The sequence below is a fragment of the Salinimicrobium sediminis genome, from assembly GCF_900215295.1.
In the GTDB taxonomy this organism is placed as follows: domain Bacteria; phylum Bacteroidota; class Bacteroidia; order Flavobacteriales; family Flavobacteriaceae; genus Salinimicrobium; species Salinimicrobium sediminis.
In genome coordinates, this window is sequence record NZ_OCMF01000001.1 from 435,387 (window position 1) to 458,968 (window position 23,582).

A 23,582-nucleotide genomic window follows, 5' to 3' on the forward strand; every position below is an offset into this window, starting at 1 on the left:
CGCTGAAGTCTCAATTTCAGCGGCTTCTTATATTTTACAGAAGCTAACCATAAGGGAGTCAAAAGATTAGGATGACGATATTTTTGTATCTTTAAAAGCTGTTCAATATTGCATGAGTTATGGAACAAGAATTTGAATCAAACGAAATTATAGACAGGCTTCCGGCCCACCTGAAGCAATTTATAAAACCCCAGAATTACGCAGATTATACGCCTATAAATCAGGCCGTGTGGAGATATGTGATGCGCAAGAATGTGGACTACCTTAGCAAAGTAGCGCATTCCTCGTACCTGGATGGATTAAAGCAAACCGGAATTTCCATAGATCACATTCCCAACATGTACGGGATGAACAGGATCCTTAAGGAAATTGGCTGGGCTGCGGTAGCGGTGGATGGCTTTATTCCCCCCGCAGCCTTTATGGAGTTCCAGGCATATAATGTGCTGGTGATCGCCAGTGACATCAGACAAATTGAACATATCGAATATACTCCCGCGCCCGATATTATCCATGAAGGCGCAGGCCACGCACCCATTATTGCTAACCCTGAATATGCCGAATACCTCCGACGCTTCGGGGAAATAGGTTGTAAAGCCATTTCCAGTGCCAAAGATTATGAGATCTATGAAGCCATACGTCACCTTTCCATAATTAAAGAAGCTGAAGACACTCCGCAGGAGGAAATAGAAGCTGCTGAAAAGAAAGTGGACGAACTTCAAAATGACCAGCGGGAACAAAGTGAAATGGCCCAAATAAGGAACCTGCACTGGTGGACCGTAGAATACGGACTCATCGGAACTGTTGAGAACCCGAAGATCTATGGCGCCGGACTCCTCTCCTCAATTGGCGAAAGCACCTGGTGCATGACCGACAAAGTAAAAAAGATCCCATATAGCATTGAGGCAGCACAACAGGAATTTGACATTACCAAACCTCAGCCTCAGCTATATGTCACCCCGGACTTTGCTCATCTGAGTTCTGTACTTGAAGAATTTGCCAATAAAATGGCATTACGTGTTGGCGGGCTGGAAGGTTTACAAAAGTTGATCCATTCAAAAAACATCGGCACCATAGAGCTTAGTACCGGGGTACAGGTTTCCGGAACTTTTACCCGCGTCATAGAGCATCATGCTAAGCCGGTTTATTTTCAGACAACGGGAAAAACGGCATTGGCTTCACGGGAAAAAGAACTTGTAGGTCACGGAACTCAAAATCATCCCGATGGTTTTGGTTCTCCTGTGGGAAGGCTCACCGGCATCAACCTGGCGATTGAGGATATGGGGCCAAGAGACCTGAGGGCATACGACATTTACGAGGGTGAGCAGGTAAATTTCGAATTCGAAGGCGGCATAAAAGTCAGTGGTGAGATCATTACCGGCACAAGAAACCTGCAAGGCAAGATCATCCTCATTAGCTTAAAGAATTGTACTGTTACCTATGAAGATGAAATTTTGTTCAAGCCGGAATGGGGTAAATATGATATGGCCGTGGGAAAAGAAGTCATCTCTGCTTTTGCCGGGCCTGCCGATGCAAAATCATTCGATCTCATCACTCACATTCCTTCTTCCACAACGATCAAAAGCAAGAAAACTGCAGAGAGACAGGAGCTGGAAAATCTTTATGAATCGGTGAGGAATATTCGGCAGGGAAAAGACACTAAATTTTCTCTGGATGCGGCTTTTGACCTTGTGAAAAAGTATCATCCACGGGATTGGCTGCTTTCAGTAGAGATCTTTGAGCTGGTAAACGGTAAGGATGAGAAACTTGCCGCGCAGGTCCTGGAGTATCTTGAAGATGTGAAACAGCGGCGTCCCGAAGTTGCTCACCTCATCGATAATGGTTTGGAGTTGGTAAAACCCAGTTTGGTAAAGACCAATTAAAGTTTTAGCTCCTCCATATCACGCGCAGTACCAAATTCTTCATTGTTGTAGGTAAGAGTCCAGCCAAGAGTACTGGTAAGGATGTAGATCTTTTGCAGCTCGCTTATCAGCCGGTTTTGCGCATTTGATTTCAGCGTGGACTTCTCCACCTTTTCCCGCATGGATTTGTTAATGCGGGTTTTGATCTTGTTGTAATCTTCGGCACTAAACTGGTTGAGATAATCCTGGGTGATGTCGTAATATTTGATATCCGGGTATATATTGATCTCTTCTTTAGGAATATGGGTAATATGCACCGTTTTGTTCTCCTCATCCAATTCGATCTCAAGTTTACTCAGATCATAAGCAACAGTAGCCCTTGTGTTCACTACAATTAAAGCCTTTTTACGGGCAGGCAAAACATCAAAAAACCTGTTCCTGGTGTCATTATAGGTAAAGACCTGCGAAAAAGTTCCCTCGGTAACTACAAGCTTTCCAACATTTTTGATCTGTTGCTGGATCATGGCCGTACTCTCCTCCAGCCTATCCCTTTCTGCATTTCTGTTCTCAAAATACCGGTAGGTGAGGAAGATGATCAAAACCACGAGGGCGCCAACAATATATTTCTTCATGTTTTAAAAATAAGGATTTGGTAAAGGCTTTTCTTGAAGAAAATGTGAAGATTTACCTTAAAATCTGATATGCGGTAATTTTTCCTCCAGTTTTTCAATTTTTTGCTGAAGATCTCTGCGGAAGTTTTGATGTGCTTCGGAAGCTTCATTAAAAGGCCTGTGCAAAAGTCCTTTTTGGATGGTATCAACTTCTTTCATTACCGCGGAAGCTTCTGAAGCTATCCACGCCTCCTGAAATTTCTGCCATATATAATTTACAGCTGTTAGATTCGGGTGCACCATGTCTTCTGCATAGAACCTGTAATCCCGAAGTTCATCCATCATGATCTCATAGGCCGGAAAATAAGTGCAATTTGCTTTTATAGCCACTATTTCCTGTACTGCAGTTATTAATTTCGCCTTACTCAGCTGATTTTCCATAAAACCATCCTTTAGATGCCTTACAGGGGAGACTGTAAAAATGATTTGCGCTTCAGGATTTAACTCGTTCACAATTGTTGCAGCCTCAATAAGGGCATTTTGAGCATTGGTTAATTCTTTGCTGAAATTCTGTTGCGGGATTTTATGACAATTCGCTACCATTTCTCCTGATTCTTTCAACCTGTAGCCCCAGGCAGTACCCGGCGTAATGATTACGTGCGTCGCCGACCTCAAAAATTGCGATGTTTCCTGTACGGCAGCATTCAGCTGCTCCAGGATCACCTCCTTCTCTACCGAATTAAGATCTGAATGTGCTTCATAGCTGTGCCAGGCTTCGTTGTGATAAAAAATGTCAGCTTCGGTAAAAACATGGTTTGATTTTACCCTTTTTAGCAGGTTAAGGATGGCTTCGGGATGAAATAGAATTCCGAAAGGATTGAGCAGGTTCGGGAATTTAAAGTACTCCAGTTTCTTCCCGATATTTTCCACAAAACAGGAACCTATAAGCAGCACTTTCGAGGAGTGGGCTATTTTAGGTTCTTGAGGTTGTATGGGAACGGGAGTTCGAAATTCCATTTTTTAAATGATTTATCATTCCAGACCTGCAAGGTTTTCAAAAACCTTGTAGGTCTAATAAGTATAAAGAGCTAAAATACACATTTTACATCACCACTTTTGTCTCAGCCTTACAGGCTGATAGATCCCAACAACAAAAAGACCCGGAGCGTTGCTCCGGGCTATGAAGTTAGAGGCTTGCAGCCTCCGACAATAAAAAAACCTACAAGGTCAAAAAAGACCTTGCAGGTTTGGACGATGTTTGAACCCTTTCAGGGTTTGGAATCCTGAAAGGGTTATTTGACAATCTTATTTTACAAACTCTTCAGCTTTCCGCAGCGCTTCATCCAATCCGGAAGGATTTTTTCCTCCGGCTGTGGCGTAAAAAGGTTGTCCGCCGCCGCCTCCTTGTATATAGCGGCCAAGTTCTTTCACTACTTTGCCTGCGTGCAGATCTTTTTGCTTTACAAGGTCTTTAGAGATATAGCAGGAAAGCACCGCCTTCTCCCCGTGTTGGGCACCAAAAAGCAGGAAAAGATTGTTCATTTCATCTCCCAGTTGGAAGGAAAGGTCTTTAATTCCGCCTATATCAAGATCAACTTTTTGAGCTAAAAAATTGATCCCGTTGATCTCTTTAATCTGATTCTTTAAATCCCCTTTCAGGTTTTTAGCCTTGTCACGAAGTAAAACTTCAATCTGCTTTTTTAGCTCTGCATTCTCTTCCTGCAGGTTGACCACCGCTTTGACCGGATCCTTTGCATTTTTAAGCACTGCCTTTAGCTCACTAAAAGCTTCGGTTTGCGCAGTGAAATATTCCTTTGCAGCTTCATTGGTAATGGCTTCTATCCTGCGGATACCCGATGCTACAGCACCTTCAGAAATGATCTTAAAGTGCCAGATATCGGCAGTATTTCCCACATGGGTTCCGCCGCAGAGCTCCATAGAATCTCCAAAGCGAACTGCACGAACCTTGTCTCCGTATTTCTCTCCAAAAAGGGCAATAGCACCATCGTTTATGGCTTCCTGATAAGTCATCTCCCTGTTGTCGACGAGGGGAAGTCTTTCAGCAATTCTTGAATTTACAAACTCCTCCACCTGCTGCAATTCTTCCGCAGAAACCTTGCTGAAATGAGAAAAATCGAAACGCAGGTAATCGCTTTGCACCATAGAACCTTTCTGCTCCACGTGTGTCCCTAATATTTTCCGAAGCGCCTGATGCAGCAAATGAGTGGCACTATGATTTGCAGCTGTTCTTGCTCTTTGTGCAACATTTACTTTGGCAATAAAAGTCCCCGAAAGATCTTCGGGCAAATCTTTGGTGAGGTGAATGATAAGGTTGTTTTCCTTACGGGTGTCTAAAATATAGATTACGTTTCCGTTTTTTGCCTGCAGGGTTCCTTTATCCCCAACCTGGCCACCGCCTTCCGGATAAAAAGGAGTTCTACTGAAAACCAGCTGGTAGAGCTCACCTTCTTTTTGAGATTCCACTTTCCTGTAGCGAAGTATCTCCACTTCGGCTTCAAGACTGTCATAGCCAACAAACCCTTCGGTCTCTGCTTCTTTTACCACCTGCCAGTCTCCCGAAGTAACTTTTGAGGCATTTCTTGAACGGTCTTTCTGCTTCTGAAGTTCCTCCTCAAATCCTTTCTGATCCAGGGTATAACCTTTTTCACTCAGGATCAAAGCTGTCAGATCAATTGGAAATCCGTAAGTGTCGTATAATTCAAAGGCCTTTTTGCCCGAAACATTTTTGTCTTTGCTTTCGTTCATGATCTGGTCCAGCAGCACCAATCCCTGATCCAGAGTGCGTAAAAAGGAATTTTCTTCCTCCCTTATCACGTTCTCAATAAGATTTTGCTGAGAGCGTAATTCCGGGAAAGCTTCTCCCATTTGTTTAGCCAGGGTATCCACAAGCTTAAAAACGAAAGGTTCTTTCTGGTTTAGGAAGGTGAATCCATAACGAATAGCCCTTCTTAGGATTCTTCGGATAACATATCCTGCTCCTCCACTATTTGGCAACTGTCCGTCGGCAATAGCGAAAGATACCGCCCGCACGTGATCTGCAATTACCCGAATGGCTATATCGGTTTCTTCATCTTTTCCATATTCCGAGGCAGTGGTCTCGCTTATTTTTTTAATGAGCGGAGTAAACACATCTGTGTCATAATTCGATTTTACTCCCTGCAGCGCCATACACAAACGCTCAAAGCCCATCCCTGTATCCACATGTTTTTCAGGCAGTTTCTCCAGGGAACCATCGGCCTTCCGGTTGAACTGGATGAAAACCAGGTTCCATATCTCTACAACCAAAGGATGATCGTTGTTCACCAGATCTCTCCCGGGCACTTTCGCCTTTTCTTCAGCAGAACGCAGGTCCACATGAATTTCAGAAGAAGGTCCGCAGGGACCCTGGTCTCCCATTTCCCAGAAGTTGTCTTTTTTATTTCCGTAGATAATACGTTCCTCGGGCAGAATAGCCTTCCACAGGTCAAGAGCTTCCTTATCTAAAGGTAAATCTTCCTCCTCATTCCCTTCAAAAACTGAAACGTAAAGGTTTTCCTTGTCGAGCTTATAAACTTCGGTTAGTAATTCCCAGGCCCAGGTGATTGCTTCCTTTTTAAAATAATCTCCAAAACTCCAGTTCCCGAGCATTTCGAACATGGTGTGGTGATAGGTATCTTTCCCTACCTCCTCCAGGTCGTTATGTTTTCCGCTCACGCGCAGGCATTTCTGGGTATCGGCAATACGACGGTTTTTGGGAATTCCGTTGCCAAGAAAGAACTCCTTGAACTGGTTCATCCCTGCATTGGTGAACATAAGGGTAGGATCATCCTTCACCACCATAGGAGCTGATGGCACAATGCTATGGGCTTTATTTTGAAAAAATTCGAGGAATTTTGAACGTATCTCCTGAGACTTCATGAAAAGTTAAATTTTTTATATTATGCTGTCGGAAAAACAATTTTTATATTTGTTCGTTTCTCAAGCTGACTGTTGCACCGTTTTTGCAACAATTTTAAGTAAGCAAAAATAGAATAATTTAACTTATGTCTAAGGTTAAATATTATTACGACAGCGAGACGCTTTCCTATAAAAAGATAGAGCGCAAGAAGGGCCGGCGTCTTGGAATTGCGGCGCTTTCTGTATTAGGAACCTTCCTTGCAGGCTTTATTCTCCTGGTGATCTATCTCAATATTCCGCAGCTTGAAACTCCCAAGGAAAGAGCCCTTGCAAGAGAGCTCGAAAACATGAAATTACAATATAACCTGCTCAACCGAAAGATGGAGCAGGTAGAGAATGTTTTGGCCAATGTGGAGGACCGTGACAACAATATTTACCGTCTCTATTTTGAAGCCAGCCCCATTCCCGAAGAACAGCGACTTGCGGGATTTGGAGGGGTCAACCGCTATAAGGACCTGGAAGGATTTGACAACTCAAAACTCATTATGGACAGTCATAAGAAACTGGATATGCTCACCAAAAGACTGGTGGTGCAATCCCGTTCTCTGGACGAGATAGTCGCCCTTGCCGAAGATAAAGAGAATCTGCTTGCTTCCATTCCTGCGATCATGCCGGTTAAAAATGAAGACCTAAAAAGAATGGCTTCCGGATACGGCTGGAGGACAGATCCTTTTACTAAGATCCGGAAATTCCATTACGGCATGGATTTTACCGCACCACGTGGCACTCCTGTATATGCAACAGGAGATGGTGTAGTGGAAAGAGCCGATAATAAATCAAGCGGGTACGGTAATCACATAAGAATTGAACATGGTTTTGGCTACGTGAGCCTCTATGCACATTTGTACAAGTACAACGTGAGAAGAGGTCAAAAAGTACAACGTGGAGACCTAATTGGTTTTGTAGGAAGTACCGGCCGGTCACAGGCTCCTCACCTGCATTACGAAATCTTCAAGGACGATGAAAAGATCAATCCGATTAACTTCTACTATGGACATCTTTCTCCTGCAGAATATGATGAGATCCTTGAGCAATCACAACTTGAAAACCAATCCCTGGATTAATGCACGTCAACCTGCCAGATAAACTGTACTACGGAATTGGAGAGGTGGCCGAAGCCTTTGGAGTGAACACTTCCCTCATTAGATTTTGGGAGAAGGAATTTGATGCCATTAAGCCGAAAAAGAACGCTAAAGGAAACCGAAAGTTCACTAAAGAGGACATTAAAAATCTGGAACTGATCTTTCACCTGGTCAAGGAAAGGGGATTTACCCTGGAAGGTGCTAAAATCCACCTAAAGGAAGAGAAAAGCCGAAAAACATTATCTAACTTTGATGTGATTCGAAAACTGGAGAATATAAGATCTCAACTAATCAAACTAAAACAGGAATTATAATATGAAAAAATGGCTCGTCCCCGTTCTAATCATTGGGGCAATTATCCTTGGATTATACCTACTAACGGTAGGGAAATATAACAATGCAGTAGAAAAGCAGGAAAATGCAAAGACTGCATGGTCTCAGGTGGAGAGTGCCTACCAACGTCGAAGCGATCTTATACCGAATCTTGTAAATACCGTAAAAGGCGCTGCTGATTTTGAAAGAGGAACCCTTACCGATGTCATAGAGGCAAGAGCAAAAGCCACTTCGGTAAATGTGGATGCCGATAACATTACTGAAGAACAAATGCAGCAATTCCAGCAGGCACAGGGACAGGTAAGTTCTGCTCTATCGCGGCTGCTGGTAACGGTTGAAAGATATCCTGAGTTAAAGGCAACACAAAACTTTCAGCAGCTACAGTCACAGCTGGAAGGGACCGAAAACAGGATCAATGTAGAAAGGAACAGGTATAACGAAGCTGTAAATAATTATAACGTCTACATCAAACAATTCCCAACAAATGTAATTGTTGGAATGTATGGTTTCGATGAAATGCCACGCTATGCTTCAGATCCCGGAGCAGAAGATGCGCCAGATGTAGACTTTGATTTTGAATAAGCAACAAAAATGTCAAAAATAGAAGAATTTCTTTCCGAAGAGGAAGAAGCAGAAGTCGTTGACGCTATAAGGCGGGCCGAGAAAAAAACTTCGGGAGAAATTCGCGTGCATATTGAAAAAACCAGTAATGGTGAGATCTGGGATAGAGCAATGGAAGTCTTCCACCTGCTCAAAATGGATAACACCAAGGAAGATAATGGTGTGCTCATCTATGTCGCAATTGACGATCGCAAGTTCATCATCTACGGTGACAAAGGCATCAATGCCGTGGTACCAAAAGATTTTTGGGAAACCACCAAAGATGCTATTGCTTCAGAATTCAAAAAAGGCAATTTTAAGCAGGGTTTGATCGACGGCATTTTACGGGCAGGTAAAGAATTACGGGCACATTTCCCATGGGAAGAAGGAGACACCAACGAACTTTCGGATAAAATATCCACATAATGAACTATCTACAGCGGAATTACCTTTTACTCATTCTTTTGCTTTGTACCGCATTTACGGCTTTAGCACAGAGGGAAATTCCGCCAAAACCATCTGAGCAGACGAGTGTCTATGACGGCGCAGATGTCTTAAGTGCTTCAGAAGAACAGGCCCTTGAGCGAAAACTGATCAATTATGCCGATACGACTTCCACACAAATAGTAATTGCCACCATAGCCTCTTTAAATGGGGAATATATTGGTACCTATGCGGCAGAATGGGCACATGACTGGGGAATAGGACAGGCAGAACAGGATAACGGTATTCTGATCCTATTAGCTGAAGCCGAAAGAAAGATCTGGATCACCACCGGATACGGAATTGAAAGCACGCTTACCGATGCCCTTTCAAAAAGAATTATTGATGAAGTAATTCTTCCTGAATTTAGAGCAGGAAGTTATTACGCAGGTTTAGATGCAGGTACAACTGCCATTTTTCAGGTCATGGCGGGCACCTATCAGGGCAGCAGACCTACCGGTGACGGCGGAGGCGTGGGACCCCGCTTTATCGTACTTGCCATCATTTTTATTTTCTTCCTTATTGTTTTAAGTTCCCGCAATAAACGCGGAGGCGGCCGTGGTGGATATCGCCGTGGCGGCGGACTTCTGGACATCCTTGTGCTTAGCAGCCTTGGCCGTGGCGGATTTGGCGGCGGCAGCTTCGGCGGAGGTGGTGGAGGCTTTGGCGGCGGCGGCGGATTTGGAGGAGGCTTCGGCGGCGGCGGATTTGGTGGTGGTGGCGCAGGGGGTGGATGGTAGTTTTTAGTGATCAGTGATCAGTGATCAGTGATCAGTGATCAGTAAAAGTGGGCAGTGTAAACTGAAGCACCAAATTTCCTTTCCAAATTCTAATTTTCTGATTTTTTGCGTGGGCTGGAATTAAATTATCCACGGCACGGATTACAAATTTGCTCCAACAGGTGGAAATAATTTCAAATCCTTAATTCACAAAAAAGGGTTTAAAAACTGCATTATTAAACCCATCACAATCCTTAAAATTATGTTCTCAATACTTAATTAGAACATCATGAACCCGCCTTTACCCTTGTTCGGATCTTTTCCACCAAACCTGCTAATTTTATACGTGAAGCTTAGCATAAAATATTGTTCCAGGATCAACTCCCGTGTGTCCTGAACATAATCTTCCGCAATCGTCCTCCGGGTACTTACATTTTCGTTTAAAAGGTCATACACCTTTACTTTAAGAGTGGCGTCATCATTCAGAAATTTGTATCCAAGGCTCATATTCCATAATACCGAGGTAGGATCAAATCCCGGAGCTACATTCCCATAGGAAACAAAAGAAATATCATTCCCAAAAACCACATTTTTAGGCCAGTAGGTAGTAGCTTCAAGGGCAACAGTATGGTTAATGTATTCTTCCTCTCTCCTATTGCTAATGTCATAGTTTGACAGGTTATAGTTCATTTCATACCGGGGGTTGATCTCTATTTTGTCATTATAGTTATAACCCAGTCTAATTGAGGGATAGACTCCAAAGCGGTCTGCCCTATACCTAAATCCATTGGAAAAGCCTATCTGGCGGTTGTAATTTCCATACAACCCGAACCTGTAGCTGAATTCCTGTTCCTCTTTCTTGATACGTTTACTCAGGGAAATTCCGGCGTAACTTGAAATTCCGCCGTCGAGATTGCGGTAAGTAGTGGTGGTAATCAGATCTTCTGTAATACTATATGGCACCACCTGATCTTCATAAAAAGTGGTGGAAGCATAGATGCTCATCCCACTGCGGGTCGCAAAATCAAAATTTTGGTATCCCATGCTAATTCGATGGGAATATGTGGGATCCAGTTTTGGGTTACCTATAAAGATATTCAGGGGATCGGTAAGGTTGGGTACAGGTTGCAATTCCCTAATAGAAGGAATTTGGGTATCATTCTGGTAATACGCGTATACAGATTTCCCACGAGCCAATTCATAGCGTACGTTAGTCCTAAGGAAAAGATCATTGTAATTATTCTTAAAATCAACATCGGCCAAAAAATTCTGATTTTTGAGAGTAGTATTTAAAAGCCCTATATCAAAACTCGCCCGCAATTTCTTTCCTTCGTAATTCAATCCTGCATTTGGAATATGCTTAAAACTTTTAACTTCGAAGTCATTGGAAAGCAAATTATTAAACAGGTTATAACTATTCGTCTCCCCATCATATTCATACACGCTACGGGTACTATTCATCTGCCGGGTACTAAAATCATAGGAAAGGTCTAAGAACAGCTTTTCTGCAAGTACAGAGCGCTGGGAAATGGCCGCCTCATATTCATCTGTGGTGTTCCTGTCATCAATGAATTGATCCTGTATCCCGGTTTCCTGAAGCACATCTCCATCGGTGTCAAAAAGTTCAGAATAAAAAAAGTTTTCACTTTCCCGCAGTTGGTTAGAGTTTTCAAAGGAGGCTTCAAGATAAGCTCCTCTCTTCCCAAATTTCCTGGTGAAGCTCAACCTGTTGCTAAACTCTTTACTTAAGATATCTTCCTTATCAACTATATTGGTGATCAATTCCCGGGAGTTATCCATTCTTTCCGAAGCACTTGTTCTATGGGCAAAACCGTCACTAAAGGTAATTGCAGGACGTATTGCTATCCTGGTCATGGTATCCAGCTCCACTTCAAAATTAAAATTAGCACGGTGATTTTGATTTATGATATTGGCTTCAGAAACAATATCGGTGTAGAAACTGCCTTCCGGCAAAAAAGTTTCCCTTTCCACTACACTGGCTGTTTCTGTATCGCTTTTTGCGTAGAAATAATCCCCGGCAACTTCGTATTTCTTGTTCCACTCATTGGTAAAATTTAATCCGGCGGTTTCACTTTTGGTAATTCCCTTATCGCTGCCAAAATTCATTCCATTAACAGCGAAACTGCCGTTACTCCTTATCATTATTGATCTTCCACGATTTCCCATCATGTCGAATACCTCATCCATACTAAAGCCCGAACTATTGATGTTATTGGAACTCGCAAGAGCGCTAATTCTAAGATCATCTTTAAAGTAATTCCCTATTCCGCTGAGCTCATATCTCTCATCTGTTCCACCGCCGGCGGTAGCACGGGCAAAATATCCTTTGTTCTTATCTTCCTTAATCGTAACATTAATGGTCTTATCATCTGGATCTCCAGCCTTTCCTGTAAATTCTTCAGATTTGGTCTTGGTATCTACCACCTGAATCTTATCAATGATCTCCTTCGGAAGGTTTTTGGTGGCGATCTTGGGATCATTTCCGAAGAATTCCTTTCCATTTACCAGGATGCGGGAAACAGGTTTTCCATTCACGGTAATATTCCCCTGGGCATCAATTTCAACACCTGGTAGTTTTTTCATGACCTCTTCAAGGTTCGCGTCCTGGCGGGTGTTGAAAGAGCCGGCATTGAACTCGAGGGTATCTTTTTTTACCGTGACAGGCGCTCTTTCTGAAACTACGGTCACCTCTCCCAAAATATTGTTGGCTATTTCCATTTTTAGAAGACCAAGCTCGATCTTTCTTTGTTCAAGACTTAGCATTCGGGATAAGGAAGCATAACCGTTAAAGATACTTACCAGCCTCAGGGAATCCATTTTTCCGGAACCTTCAATAATAAAATTACCGTCCTGATTTGAGATGGTATAGGAAACAAGGCTACTATCCTGCACCTTTTCCACAAACAAGGTGGCCGATTCAAGTGGCACATTGGTCTGGGCATCCACAACTTTACCCGAAATAGAAAATTGTTGGGCCCAGGAGCCGGTAGTAAGGAAAATAAGGAAAAGGAGAAAAAAATGCTTCATTATAAGGGGGATATAAAATAAAATGCTGTCACTTTTGGAGCAACAGCATTTATTTGACCCTCAAAAAGGGAAAAAGTTACAATAATTCTTATTTTTTCCTGAAATAAACCGAAACCGGCACTCCTGAAAAATCGAATTTCTCCCTTAATTTATTTTCAATGAATCTTTTATATGGATCTTTCACGTACTGTGGAAGATTACAGAAAAATGCAAACTGTGGCTGCGGAGTGGGTAACTGCATACAGAATTTGATCTTCACATATTTTCCTTTATAGGCCGGCGGCGGATAGGCTTCAATAAGTGGCAACATCTCCTCATTAAGCTCACTGGTCTTGATCTTTTTGCTTCGGTTGTTATACACCTCGACTGCCGTTTCTATAGCCTTAAAGATCCTTTGCTTAGTAAGGACAGACATAAAGACAATAGGCACATCTGTAAAAGGCTCCATCTCCCGTCGAATGTTAGCTTCATATTCCTTCATGGTATTGGTTTCCTTTTCCAGAAGATCCCATTTATTCACCAGAAGAACAATTCCTTTCCGGTTTCTCTGGGCCAGCCAGAAAATGTTTTGAACCTGCCCGTCAAATCCGCGTGTGGCATCCATCACAACCAAACATACGTCACAATGTTCAATGGCCCGAACTGACCTCATCACCGAATAAAATTCCAGGTCTTCCTTTACCTTGGATTTTTTTCTAATCCCCGCAGTATCTACAAGATTGAATTCAAACCCGAACCTGTTGTATCGGGTATCGATAGCATCCCGGGTAGTACCTGCTACATCTGTTACTATGTAGCGGTCTTCTCCAATGAGCGCATTAATAAAAGAGGATTTTCCCGCATTGGGACGCCCTACTACTGCAAAACGAGGCAACTCAGCTTCTTCCTGGTAAGTATCTTCAGGAAGAGCTTCTACCAAAGCATCCAGCAACTCTCCTGTCCCGCTCCCACTGGTACTGGCAATAGGAAAATATTCTCCCAATCCTAAGGAATAGAATTCAACCGCATTTTCAAGGCGTTTGGAGTTGTCCACTTTATTTACTGCCAGGAAAACTGGTTTATTGACCTTCCGCAGTAATTGTGCAACATCTTCATCCATGGCAGTAACTCCGGTTTCAACGTCTACCATAAAAATAATAGCATCTGCCTCTCCAATGGCAAGTTCTACCTGCTTGTCAATTTCAGCTTCAAAAACATCATCACTTCCAAGGACATATCCCCCGGTATCGATAACGGAAAAATTTCGTCCATTCCAATCGGTTTTTCCGTAGTGACGGTCACGGGTCACCCCGCTTACCGAATCAACAATGGCTTCCCGGCGCTGGATCAAACGGTTAAAAAAAGTCGATTTTCCAACATTAGGTCTCCCTACAATGGCTACTATACTGCTCATAATTTCGTATTCTTAATAAGGCTGCAAAATTACAGGAATTAATGCAATAGACGTGCACTTATATCTACCTAATTTTCAGCAAATACAGAGAAATAAGTTCTTAAAAATTCCGGAGAAAAGAAAACAACGGCAACAGAAGAAAATACTGCTGCCGGTAAAATTTTTCAATATTCCTTAGGAAGTTTACCGGTTGTCTCCGCCATATCCAAAGCGTCTTAACTGCTTTGAATCACTGCGCCAGTTTTTATTTACCTTGACATACAGCTCCAGGTGCACCTGTTTCCCAAAGAATTTTTCGAGATCCTTACGGGCTTCCACGCCCACTCTTTTAAGCGCTGCTCCTTTATGTCCTATAATGATTCCTTTTTGAGTCTCCCTTTCCACCATGATCACGCTGCGCATACGAATGATGTTCTCCTCTTCAAAGAATTCTTCGGTATCGATCTCAACACTATAAGGGATTTCCTTTTTGTAGTGCATTAAAATCTTTTCACGGATTATTTCATTTACGAAAAAACGTTCAGGCTTATCGGTAAGGGTATCTTTAGGATAAAAGGCGGGAGATTCAGGCAGAAGTTCAACAATCCGGTTGAAGACCTGCGGCACATTGAAACCTTCAAGAGCAGAGACCGGAAAAATTTCTGCATTTGGAACTTTTTCCTGCCAAAGCTGTACCTGCTCTTCCAGTTGTTCCTGATTTGATTTGTCGATCTTGTTCAGAAGCAACAGCACCGGGATCTCGGAATGTACAATTTTATTAAAAAATGACTCATCCTTAAGCTCCTTCTCCCCTATTTCCACCATATAGATGAGGACATCTGCATCTTCAAAGGCAGACTTCACAAAATCCATCATAGATTCCTGGAGCTGATATGCCGGCTTGATGATTCCCGGAGTATCACTAAGGATCACCTGGAAATCTTCCCCGTTAACAATACCAAGGATCCGGTGGCGGGTGGTTTGTGCTTTAGAGGTGATGATACTTAATTTCTCTCCCACAAAAGCGTTCATAAGAGTAGACTTCCCTACGTTAGGATTCCCAATAATGTTTACAAAACCTGCTTTATGAGCCATCTTCAATTTTTTACAAAGATAGGTAATTTTAGTGGTCAGTAATCAGTGCTCAGTGTTCAGGCCAGGCTGTCCCTGATTTAAATGCGGCTCCTTTTAACAGAGAATTATAACTACTACACCCTCACTTTCGTAATTTTGATAGGAATAACCTTCAAAACCAACTAAAAATGAAAAAATTTATGATCTTGATCTTCAGCATGAGTTTACTTGTGGCATGTGGAGACAGCGAAAAAGAAAGCCTATCAAATGAATTGGATGAACTAATGGCCGAAAATGACAGCATACAGCAGGTTCATACAGAATTCCAGTCCACCCATCAAAAAATGCAGCAAAGCCACCGGGAACTTTCCCAGCAGCTGGAAACCATGAAGGTTTCAGATTCTTCTTATTTTGAACAAATGGCCCAGAACGAAGTGATTCTAAAAAAGCATGAAGGATTGCTTGCGGGACATGAAAAAATGATGCAGGGACACAAAGATCTTAAAAGTGACTTTGGAAACCTGAGCAGTGAGGAGATGAAGGCTCAGATTGAGCAAATGAGAAAAGTTCACAATGAGATCTTAAACGACCACAGCACTATTAAAAGCGAGCATGAAGAAATGATGAATACGCACGATGAAATTCGTAAGAACCTTATTGATAACAATCCTGAAGGAGAGCAAATCGAGGAGTAAATTCAAATAAAATTATAAAGATCCCACAGCTGCCAAAAATAGCAGAAGTGGGATCTTTTTTTATAAATCAATTTTATGAATGTTCAATACATTATTACCCAGGATATGAACAGCAACCAGTAAAGTCTTTTGCCCGGGGATCACTTCTTTAATTCGAAATTCATTTACTTTCCCGCTTATATTAATCCCGTCTGCCACCTCTAATCCATTCCCCAACTTTTTATTAATCCCTTCAAGCTTTTGAGCAACCAAAGGCCTTATGTCAAACTTCATTTTTTCTTTAAGTTTGGAGTATAGGAAATTGTTGATAAGGGTCTCGACGGCTGTATTTATAAGCCACCCATTATTCTCTCCTTCCAGTTTGTATCGTGGGACCAGGACCTCCTGTTCCCGTTCTCTAAAAGCAAGGGAAAGATGAACCACCATCTTTATCTCTTTATCTCTAAAAAAGGTGGTTAACATTTTTAGCTGCAGGTGTACTGCAAGATCAAAGTCTTCAAGGGAGCTTCTTTCCAGGGCAATCTTTTGAATTCTGGCAGTATCTGAAGTGCTTCCATTTGCTTTTCCTTTACTCAAAACTTTACCTAAGAGTTTCTTTTGAAGATAGGTTTCCAGAACCCTATAGCTAATCTTTACAGGTAGATTCAGTACAATGTTATACCTGCTTTCCGGCAATGTCGTTTCCATAGTTCAATCTAAAATTGAGGAAAAAGAAGATACGTAATTTTCTCCAGCAAATCAACTTCAGACACCTGAGAGATTTAGTAGTGAGGAGGGCTTTTAAGGTTTTTGTCTGAGAATGAACTTTTCATTGCTGAAAATTTTTCAGCAGGTATTATATATAATCTCTTTAGGTAATAGCCCTTTAGCCTCAAAAAAGGCGTTTTAATCATATTCTTTTTTTAGCAGGATAGCCTTTTTTTTTCCAATTTTCTTCGGAAGGCAACTATTTTACAAGCCTGAAATTTTATTGAAATCCAGGAAATAATCTCAGACAAAATCCTAACAGGCTACTGACAATTCTTTAATTTTATAAAAAAATCCATGGCTTTAATTATACCTGTAAAAGATAAATATCCTGAAATTGGAAAAGATTGCTATTTAGCACCAAACGCCACGATAACGGGAGACGTCAAAATGGGAGCGCAGTGCTCTGTATGGTTTACGGCAGTTGTACGCGGAGATGTAAATGCAATAAGGATTGGGGACAGGACTAATATACAGGATGGAGCGGTGATCCATTGCACCTACCAAAAAGCTGCCACTACTATTGGTAACGATGTTTCCATTGGCCACCGTGCGATCGTTCACGGGTGTACGGTTGAAGACAATGTTTTAATTGGCATGGGAGCCATTGTTATGGATAAAGCAGTCGTGCAAAAGAATTGCATTATTGCTGCAGGTGCAGTGGTTCTGGAAAATACCGTTTGTGAAGCCGGACATATCTATGCCGGGGTCCCGGCAAAAAAAATAAAAAAGCTGTCAGAAGAACAAATTTTAAACATGAAAAAGACTGCCGGTAATTACATTATGTACAGCGGGTGGTTTGAAAAAAAGGAGATAGAAGGCTCTTAAAACCATAATTTAGGAAGGGAAAGAATAAGGACTATGCCGCCCACAGCTGCGAAAAGGAAAATTACTATCAATTTCATATTGGGGCTGTTCAAAATCCTAAAAATATCCTGCTTCGACATAACCTCCTTTTTGCCTTATGCTGCAAAATGAATGCCATTGTCTATGAAGAGGAGGGTGAAAAATATAAAATAGAAAACCGGCCAATAGCCGGTTTTCAGTTGTCCGGGAAATCTCTTTTAACAATAACCCAAACAATACTCCGGAACCATTTGAAATTTTCCCTACTTCTGTTTTTGCTCAATAGATCATTGACACAAAAACCGGCTCCTTATATACATGACCCGGGAAATTCAAAAGGTTGCGTAAAATTTGAAAAAATCCTTTCAGAAGATAAAGATTAATCCCGTAAAACGAAAAGGCTGCGGTGTTAATGGGAAAAACAGGAGAAAATCCTATCTTGCCTTAAGATTCTTCTTACATCTATGAAATTTAAATCTGATGTTATTTGGGCCTTACTGCTCATCGTTATTGCAACAATTTCTTTTTACCTGGGCATCCAGACCGGTCACTTTGAGACAGAAAAAGCTCTTGACATCACCATTCAACAAAAGGAGGAGCAAATCTCCGGTTTAGAACAAAAGATCCACCAGCTTTCTGAAGAGCTTACCTCAAGAGGTATCTTTAGTTATCCCCAGGCCACTGTAATGCCGGGAAAGAATAATTCAGCAGCCAGCGTGCTAATAAACCTGAATGGTAAGGATGCAATAAAAAATCTGGAGATTGAAAGAAGACTCATCAGAGATTATACAGACACAGCTATTAGTCCTTCCGATTTTCCCAGGCGGGGCACTAAAACTTCCATTGGTACTCTAAATGCTCATAATCCTGTGGCTTTTGAAATTGGAAGTTTCAAATCTGAAATGGCAGTAGATCTTATTTACAGGTCCCAGGGCAAAAAATGGCACCAGTACATCAGGGCCAGGAAAACTCCTTCGGGGGAATTAAAAACTTTTTGGGTTATTACTAACGACGAGTCAGAGGTTATAGACAAACATATTGACGAAGGCTTTCCGGTGAATGAAGAAGGTGAATTTACTTTTGGAGCCAATAGGGATTTGAAGTATTCTGAGATCCGGATGAATTCTATTTTCCACCCCTACCCGGGAGAATAGCATGAATTAAAATACGGAAGCAGGAGAGCTTTAAGAATAACCTGTTCAGAAAAAAAAGTAATAAAGATCATCCTGAAATGAAAAACAACAGCCAATGAGCGATGTTTCCAATCTTCAGCATCAACTTTATTCGGGCCTTAGCGGACTACAATTGCCCATACCAAAATACCTGTTTCCGCCTCCCTTTGAAAATGCAAGTAGACTCACTTATTATGCTTCCCATTTTAACAGCATAGAAATCAATAGTTCGTTTTACAAGATTCCCAGAGCTTCAACAGTAGCCAATTGGAGTAATTCGGTGCCGGAAAATTTCAGGTTCACTTTTAAATTGTGGAAAGAAATTACACACGCAAAAAACCTGGATTTTAATAAGGAGGATATAATTGAATTTTTCGAATCCATTAATGCTGTCAATGACAAAAAAGGATGTTTGCTGATTCAGTTTCCTCCGGGTATAGGGAGAGCATATGCCCTTCAATTGGACCGCCTTTTAAGCTTCATTAAAGAATCTGATCCTGCACAGGATTGGAAGATAGCTGTAGAGTTCCGCAATAACTCATGGTATGAGGAGGAGATCTACGAGCTTTTGGATTTTCACAAAGCGACACTGGTAATTCACGATATACCAAAGTCGGCAACCCCGTTGCGGGATCAAAAATCGTCTTTTTTGTATCTTCGGTTCCATGGTCCTACCGGCAACTATCGCGACAGCTATTCCGAAGATTTTCTAAGGGAATACGCTTTGCTGCTAAATGAATGGGTTGAAGAAGGGAAATCTGTTTACGCATATTTTAATAACACCATGGGTGACGCCTTTGATAATTTGAAGATGCTGAATAATTTCGTGAAGTTGTAGTGTAAGAGAGAGGAAGTCGAGTCTAAAAATTCCACAATAAGATCAATCCCCTCAAATGCCTGAAGAGCCTTCTTTATTTCTGGATATTAACCAACATTCCGGCCGGAATACAGATGTAAGGAATGAACATCGGGATTAAGAAAGTGATCAAAAAGCGAAATGAAATTCCTGAAAAGTTGATGTGTGATGCCCTTTTAGATCAGGATATTTTTTAAGGAGCTGGAAATATCTTTCTGCACTAATTGCTACTAAGTGTATACCTAATAATGCTATAGAAGCTGATTGGGTTATAATTCCGGCATCTATTTAATAATACTCTGCATAAAAAAAGCCCTTCATTTCTGAAGGGCTGTTCTAGTAGCGGGAACTGGACTCGAACCAGTGACCTTCGGGTTATGAGCCCGACGAGCTACCTACTGCTCTATCCCGCGATATTGGACTGCAAATATACTGTCAAATTTCATTTCTCCAAAGATTTTTCTTCAAAAAATTTAAAAGAAGCCTCCTTTACTGTCCCAGTTCCCGTACTTCAAAATACACCAGCTCTGCATTTGTAAATTCTGCGCTGATCTCCATGGGATTACAACAAACCTCGCAATCTTCTACATAAACCTGTTGCCTAACCGAAGGGTCTAACAGCATGGAAATTTCTTCTCCGCAGTAAGGGCAATTAAAAAAGTGTTCCAGCATCTTATCCGTTTTCCTCCAAAGCCAGCTGTACTTCTTCCCAATCTTTCATCAGCTTTTCAAGCTCTTTTTTCTTTTCCTGGTACTTGTTCAAAAAGTCCTTTTGAGCTACACTTTTTTCATAATTCGTAGCCAGCTCTACATCTTTAGCTTTAATTTCTTTTTCCAGCTTTGAGATCTTGCTTTCTATATTGCTGAGTTTGTTATTGAGGGATTTAAGCTTTTTCTGATTTTGGTAAGAATCCTTATTACTCTCCTTTGGCGCCTGCTTTTCCACATCCCGCTTCTCCACCTGCCGCATATCGTCAAGTTTCCGCTGATCAAGATAATAATCGATATCTCCTAAATATTCTTTGATCCTGTGATCTTTGAATTCATAAACCTTGTTGGTCAATCCCTGAAGGAAATCCCTATCGTGAGAAACCAGGATCAAAGTTCCCTCAAAGCTTTTTAAAGCGTCTTTTAAAACGTTCTTGGATTTGATATCAAGGTGGTTCGTAGGCTCATCCATTACCAGCACATTGAAAGGCTGTAACATCAATTTAGCTAAAGCAAGGCGGTTACGCTCCCCTCCTGAAAGTACCCGAACGTATTTTTCCACTTCATCTCCACGAAAAAGAAAAGACCCGAGAATATCCCTAACCTTGGCCCTGTTACTTTCATTAGCGGCATCGATCATGGTATCCAGAACAGTTTTAGAGCCATCAAGATATTCAGCTTGATTTTGGGCAAAATATCCTATTTGCACATTGTGGCCCAGTTTAAGGGTTCCCTCATGACTTAATTCCCCCACGATGATCTTTGCCAGCGTTGACTTCCCCTGACCGTTCTGCCCTACAAAGGCAGTTTTGGAATCCCGCTCAATGAGCAGGTTAATATTCTTTAATACATTTTTGTTTCCGTAGTTTTTGGAAATATGATGAGCTTCCACAACCACTTTTCCGGGAACTACCGATACCGGAAATTTAAGGGTCATTACAGAATTATCATCCTCATCTACCTCGATCCTGTCTATCTTATCCAGCTTCTTGATAAGGGACTGTGCCATACTGGCCTTTGACGCCTTTGCACGGAATTTCTCTATGAGCTTTTCTGTCTGCTGAATTTGTTTCTCCTGGTTCTTTTGAGAAGCGAGTTGCTGCTCTCTTAGTTCCTGCCTTAACACCAGGTATTTTGAATAAGGTTTATTGAAGTCATAGATTCGGCCCAGAGAGATCTCAATAGTTCTGTTGGTCACATTGTCCAGGAACATCTTGTCGTGAGAAACGATCACAACTGCCCCGGGGTAATTATTAAGAAATCCTTCCAGCCATATAATGGATTCGATATCAAGGTGGTTCGTAGGCTCATCGAGCAACAGGATGTCATTTTGCTGAAGCAAGAGCTTCGCCAGTTCTATCCTCATCCTCCAACCTCCCGAAAAGGTATCTGTAAGTTTATTAAAGTCCTCGCGTTTGAAACCCAAACCCTGGAGAATTCTTTCCGTTTCTCCCTGATAGTTATACCCGCCATGAATCTCGTACTGGTGCTGCACATCATTAAGGTCTACCATGAGCTGATGATATGCCTCACTTTCATAGTCGGTGCGTTCGGCAAGCTGGTGGTTGATCTCCTCCAGTTTTTTCTCAAGTCTTTTGATCTCCTCGAATGCCTGGTACGACTCTTCAAGGACTGTTCTTCCCTCAATAAAGTCAATATCCTGCTTTAAAAATCCTATTTTAAGATCTTTATCGGCTGCAATCTGGCCCGTATCCGGTTCCATTTCGCGTGCAAGGATCTTAAGCATGGTCGATTTCCCGGCCCCGTTCTTTCCTATAAGCCCCACCCTGTCACCGGCTCCCAGCCTAAAGGTGATCTCTTCAAATAAATACTCTCCACCAAAGGAGACCGACAAATTGTGAATATTCAACATTCTTCTTCAAAATTTTTGCAAAGATGCTTAAATTTACGGGTCTAAAAAAGCCCTGTGAAATCTTTAAAAGGTAATAAGTTGTACAGCATTTTTACCGGTACCTGTCCTGTATGTCAGGAGGAAAGCATGTACAAGGAATCCAATCCCTATAAGATCTCTAAATTGTTTGATATGCACGAAAGATGTTCCAATTGTGGTACCAAATATAAAATGGAACCCTCTTTCTTCTTTGGTGCCATGTATGTGAGCTATGCTGTAGGTATAGCATTTGCTGCCGCAGCTTTTGTTATAGCTTATTGGCTGTTAAACCTTTCCCTGCTCAATACCTTTATTGCAATAGTTCTTACCCTTCTAATATTTTTGCCCGTCATAGTGCGATGGAGCAGAAATATATGGGTGAATTTTTTCTTTTCCTATGACCCCGGAAAAGCAAAACCCTGAGATTTTTTAAACCACTTTTTGGTAAATCGGGAAATATCCGTTTCCGGATCGAGACTTTTTCCTGTTTCGACAAAATCCACCAGTTCTTTAGAAATTGAAGGCGCAATCAAAATTCCCCTGCTTCCAAACCCATTACAGGTATAGAGATGCTCATGTTCAGGATGCCTTCCAACCAATGGCCTCCTGTCGATGGTAGAAGGCCTTAATCCCGCCACCTGGTCCACTACTTCAAATTCTACATCGAGCAAATCCTTAAGTTTCTCTACCAGCTCTTCTCTGGCTTCTGTTGTAGGCTCCGGAGTTTTATCGGTATTGCTGTAAGTGGCGCCAACCGCATAATGATCGCCTCCTGCAGGAAAAATAAAAATCGAAGATTTTACTCCCACCTCGAGATCTAATTTTGGGGCTTTGATAATAATATATTCTCCCTTGTTCCCCCTTAAGGGAAGGTAATTAAAAAAAGGATTTTTCTGAAGCCCAAAGCCTTCACAAAAAATCACATTTTTGGCATCTATTCCTTTATAGGAAACCCCTGAAGCCGAGACCTGCAGTTCATCATACTCAAAAGAGTCATTTTTGAACCATCCCTTTTCCTCGAGATGTTCAGCATAGGAATCCAGTAAATATCTTGGATCTATCCGGGAAGTTTTTAAGACCCTCCCAAAGGAGAACCTGCCGGGAACGTGATCATTCACCTGTGGCACCAGTTTAGTATCAAGAAAAGGCGCTAAACGAGGTTTATCGGCTGCAGCAAACCAGTTGTTCTGCTCTTCTACAGAGGAGAATCTCCTGTAGACTTCCAGCGGACTCAAAAATTGTTTTTCCAGGTGCCTTTCCATATCAGAATAAAAAGCATAGGCTGCTTCCAAATGTTCATCGGCCTTCCAGGCGAGGGTAAACCGCTTCAGGATCACAGGATTCATAAATCCGCCGGCTACTTTTGAGGCTTCCTGGCTGCCGTCATCGAACACCACGAAGGATCTTCCGGATTTCTCGAGCCTGTAGGCAAGGCAGGTGCCGCTAAGGCCTGCCCCAACAATAATGTAATCTTTCATAACGCAAAATTAGTCATAAAAAAAACGCCTTTCAGAGAAAGGCGTTCTTGT

The 23,582-nt window shown here is 41.9% G+C and carries 21 protein-coding genes and 1 tRNA gene; 11 read left to right on the forward strand and 11 right to left on the reverse strand.

Features of this window, described 5'->3' with window-relative positions; translation table 11 throughout:
• Window positions 1–119 precede the first annotated feature (119 nt).
• The gene (locus CRO16_RS01940) at window positions 120–1,880 is read left to right on the forward strand and encodes an aromatic amino acid hydroxylase (protein WP_097054661.1); all 1,761 of its coding nucleotides are present in this window, start codon (window positions 120–122) and stop codon (window positions 1,878–1,880) included.
• Here the strand turns inward: CRO16_RS01940 and CRO16_RS01945 are convergent.
• The 3 genes from CRO16_RS01945 to alaS all read right to left on the reverse strand — a co-directional run bounded on the left by CRO16_RS01945 (window position 1,877) and on the right by alaS (window position 6,388).
• Window positions 1,877–2,491, reverse strand: coding sequence for a DUF4230 domain-containing protein (locus tag CRO16_RS01945; RefSeq protein WP_097054662.1), 615 nt, complete (start codon window positions 2,489–2,491; stop codon window positions 1,877–1,879). The two genes, CRO16_RS01940 and CRO16_RS01945, sit on opposite strands and share 4 nt — an antisense overlap.
• A 57-nt stretch (window positions 2,492–2,548) precedes the next feature.
• Window positions 2,549–3,487, reverse strand: a complete 939-nt coding sequence (locus CRO16_RS01950) for a GSCFA domain-containing protein (RefSeq protein WP_097054663.1) — start codon at window positions 3,485–3,487, stop codon at window positions 2,549–2,551.
• A gap of 288 nt (window positions 3,488–3,775) precedes the next feature.
• Window positions 3,776–6,388, reverse strand: coding sequence for an alanine--tRNA ligase (gene alaS, locus CRO16_RS01955; RefSeq protein WP_097054664.1), 2,613 nt, complete (start codon window positions 6,386–6,388; stop codon window positions 3,776–3,778).
• A 125-nt stretch (window positions 6,389–6,513) separates the two neighbouring features.
• Here alaS and CRO16_RS01960 point away from each other — a divergent pair, with 125 nt between their 5' ends.
• The 5 genes from CRO16_RS01960 to CRO16_RS01980 are packed head-to-tail and all read left to right on the forward strand — an operon-like array spanning window position 6,514 to window position 9,665.
• The gene (locus CRO16_RS01960; protein WP_097054665.1) at window positions 6,514–7,491 is read left to right on the forward strand and encodes a M23 family metallopeptidase; all 978 of its coding nucleotides are present in this window, start codon (window positions 6,514–6,516) and stop codon (window positions 7,489–7,491) included.
• Window positions 7,491–7,823 carry a MerR family transcriptional regulator gene (locus tag CRO16_RS01965; protein WP_097054666.1) on the forward strand — a complete coding sequence of 111 codons (333 nt, stop codon included), beginning with the start codon at window positions 7,491–7,493 and terminating at the stop codon, window positions 7,821–7,823. Before CRO16_RS01960 ends, CRO16_RS01965 begins: the two co-directional genes overlap by 1 nt.
• A 1-nt stretch (window position 7,824) precedes the next feature.
• Window positions 7,825–8,424 carry a LemA family protein gene (locus CRO16_RS01970; protein WP_097054667.1) on the forward strand — a complete coding sequence of 200 codons (600 nt, stop codon included), beginning with the start codon at window positions 7,825–7,827 and terminating at the stop codon, window positions 8,422–8,424.
• Window positions 8,425–8,433: 9 nt separating this feature from the next.
• A complete protein-coding gene (locus CRO16_RS01975; RefSeq protein WP_097054668.1) occupies window positions 8,434–8,868 on the forward strand; it encodes a TPM domain-containing protein in 435 nt (144 codons plus the stop codon).
• Window positions 8,868–9,665, forward strand: a complete 798-nt coding sequence (locus tag CRO16_RS01980) for a TPM domain-containing protein (RefSeq protein WP_097054669.1) — start codon at window positions 8,868–8,870, stop codon at window positions 9,663–9,665. Before CRO16_RS01975 ends, CRO16_RS01980 begins: the two co-directional genes overlap by 1 nt.
• Before the next feature lie 258 nt (window positions 9,666–9,923).
• Here CRO16_RS01980 and CRO16_RS01985 read toward each other — a convergent pair whose 3' ends face one another.
• The 3 genes from CRO16_RS01985 to era form a co-directional block, all read right to left on the reverse strand.
• Window positions 9,924–12,692 carry an outer membrane beta-barrel protein gene (locus tag CRO16_RS01985; RefSeq protein ID WP_097054670.1) on the reverse strand — a complete coding sequence of 923 codons (2,769 nt, stop codon included), beginning with the start codon at window positions 12,690–12,692 and terminating at the stop codon, window positions 9,924–9,926.
• 88 nt (window positions 12,693–12,780) lie between these two features.
• Window positions 12,781–14,085: a ribosome biogenesis GTPase Der gene (gene der / locus CRO16_RS01990; protein ID WP_097054671.1), complete on the reverse strand. Its 1,305-nt coding sequence runs from the start codon at window positions 14,083–14,085 to the stop codon at window positions 12,781–12,783.
• A 183-nt stretch (window positions 14,086–14,268) separates the two neighbouring features.
• Window positions 14,269–15,159 carry a GTPase Era gene (era, locus tag CRO16_RS01995; RefSeq protein ID WP_097054672.1) on the reverse strand — a complete coding sequence of 297 codons (891 nt, stop codon included), beginning with the start codon at window positions 15,157–15,159 and terminating at the stop codon, window positions 14,269–14,271.
• Window positions 15,160–15,326: 167 nt separating this feature from the next.
• On the opposite strand from era, the gene CRO16_RS02000 reads away from it, so the two are divergent.
• On the forward strand, window positions 15,327–15,833 hold the full coding sequence (locus CRO16_RS02000; RefSeq protein WP_097054673.1) for a hypothetical protein: 507 nt from the start codon (window positions 15,327–15,329) through the stop codon (window positions 15,831–15,833).
• 60 nt (window positions 15,834–15,893) lie between these two features.
• Here the strand turns inward: CRO16_RS02000 and CRO16_RS02005 are convergent, their stop codons facing one another.
• The gene (locus tag CRO16_RS02005; RefSeq protein ID WP_097054674.1) at window positions 15,894–16,520 is read right to left on the reverse strand and encodes a DUF4403 family protein; all 627 of its coding nucleotides are present in this window, start codon (window positions 16,518–16,520) and stop codon (window positions 15,894–15,896) included.
• Window positions 16,521–16,877: 357 nt separating this feature from the next.
• Here CRO16_RS02005 and CRO16_RS02010 point away from each other — a divergent pair, with 357 nt between their 5' ends.
• The 3 genes from CRO16_RS02010 to CRO16_RS02025 all read left to right on the forward strand — a co-directional run bounded on the left by CRO16_RS02010 (window position 16,878) and on the right by CRO16_RS02025 (window position 19,436).
• On the forward strand, window positions 16,878–17,408 hold the full coding sequence (locus tag CRO16_RS02010) for a gamma carbonic anhydrase family protein (RefSeq protein ID WP_097054675.1): 531 nt from the start codon (window positions 16,878–16,880) through the stop codon (window positions 17,406–17,408).
• A 482-nt stretch (window positions 17,409–17,890) separates the two neighbouring features.
• The gene (locus CRO16_RS02020) at window positions 17,891–18,580 is read left to right on the forward strand and encodes a hypothetical protein (RefSeq protein WP_097054677.1); all 690 of its coding nucleotides are present in this window, start codon (window positions 17,891–17,893) and stop codon (window positions 18,578–18,580) included.
• Window positions 18,581–18,674: 94 nt separating this feature from the next.
• The gene (locus CRO16_RS02025; protein WP_097054678.1) at window positions 18,675–19,436 is read left to right on the forward strand and encodes a DUF72 domain-containing protein; all 762 of its coding nucleotides are present in this window, start codon (window positions 18,675–18,677) and stop codon (window positions 19,434–19,436) included.
• A 358-nt stretch (window positions 19,437–19,794) separates the two neighbouring features.
• Here CRO16_RS02025 and CRO16_RS02030 read toward each other — a convergent pair.
• The 3 genes from CRO16_RS02030 to CRO16_RS02040 all read right to left on the reverse strand — a co-directional run bounded on the left by CRO16_RS02030 (window position 19,795) and on the right by CRO16_RS02040 (window position 22,035).
• Window positions 19,795–19,867 (reverse strand) — tRNA-Met (locus tag CRO16_RS02030).
• 76 nt (window positions 19,868–19,943) lie between these two features.
• A complete protein-coding gene (locus CRO16_RS02035) occupies window positions 19,944–20,126 on the reverse strand; it encodes a CPXCG motif-containing cysteine-rich protein (RefSeq protein ID WP_097054679.1) in 183 nt (60 codons plus the stop codon).
• A 1-nt stretch (window position 20,127) separates the two neighbouring features.
• Complete coding sequence (locus CRO16_RS02040) at window positions 20,128–22,035, reverse strand: ABC-F family ATP-binding cassette domain-containing protein (protein ID WP_097054680.1); 1,908 nt, start codon at window positions 22,033–22,035, stop codon at window positions 20,128–20,130.
• 54 nt (window positions 22,036–22,089) lie between these two features.
• Here CRO16_RS02040 and CRO16_RS02045 point away from each other — a divergent pair, with 54 nt between their 5' ends.
• Window positions 22,090–22,476 (forward strand): DUF983 domain-containing protein, encoded by a 387-nt coding sequence (locus CRO16_RS02045; protein WP_245858849.1) that lies wholly within the window; start codon window positions 22,090–22,092, stop codon window positions 22,474–22,476.
• Here CRO16_RS02045 and CRO16_RS02050 read toward each other — a convergent pair.
• Entirely contained in the window at window positions 22,449–23,531 is a 1,083-nt protein-coding gene (locus CRO16_RS02050) for an NAD(P)/FAD-dependent oxidoreductase (protein ID WP_097054681.1), read from the reverse strand. The two genes, CRO16_RS02045 and CRO16_RS02050, sit on opposite strands and share 28 nt — an antisense overlap.
• Window positions 23,532–23,582: the final 51 nt, after the last annotated feature.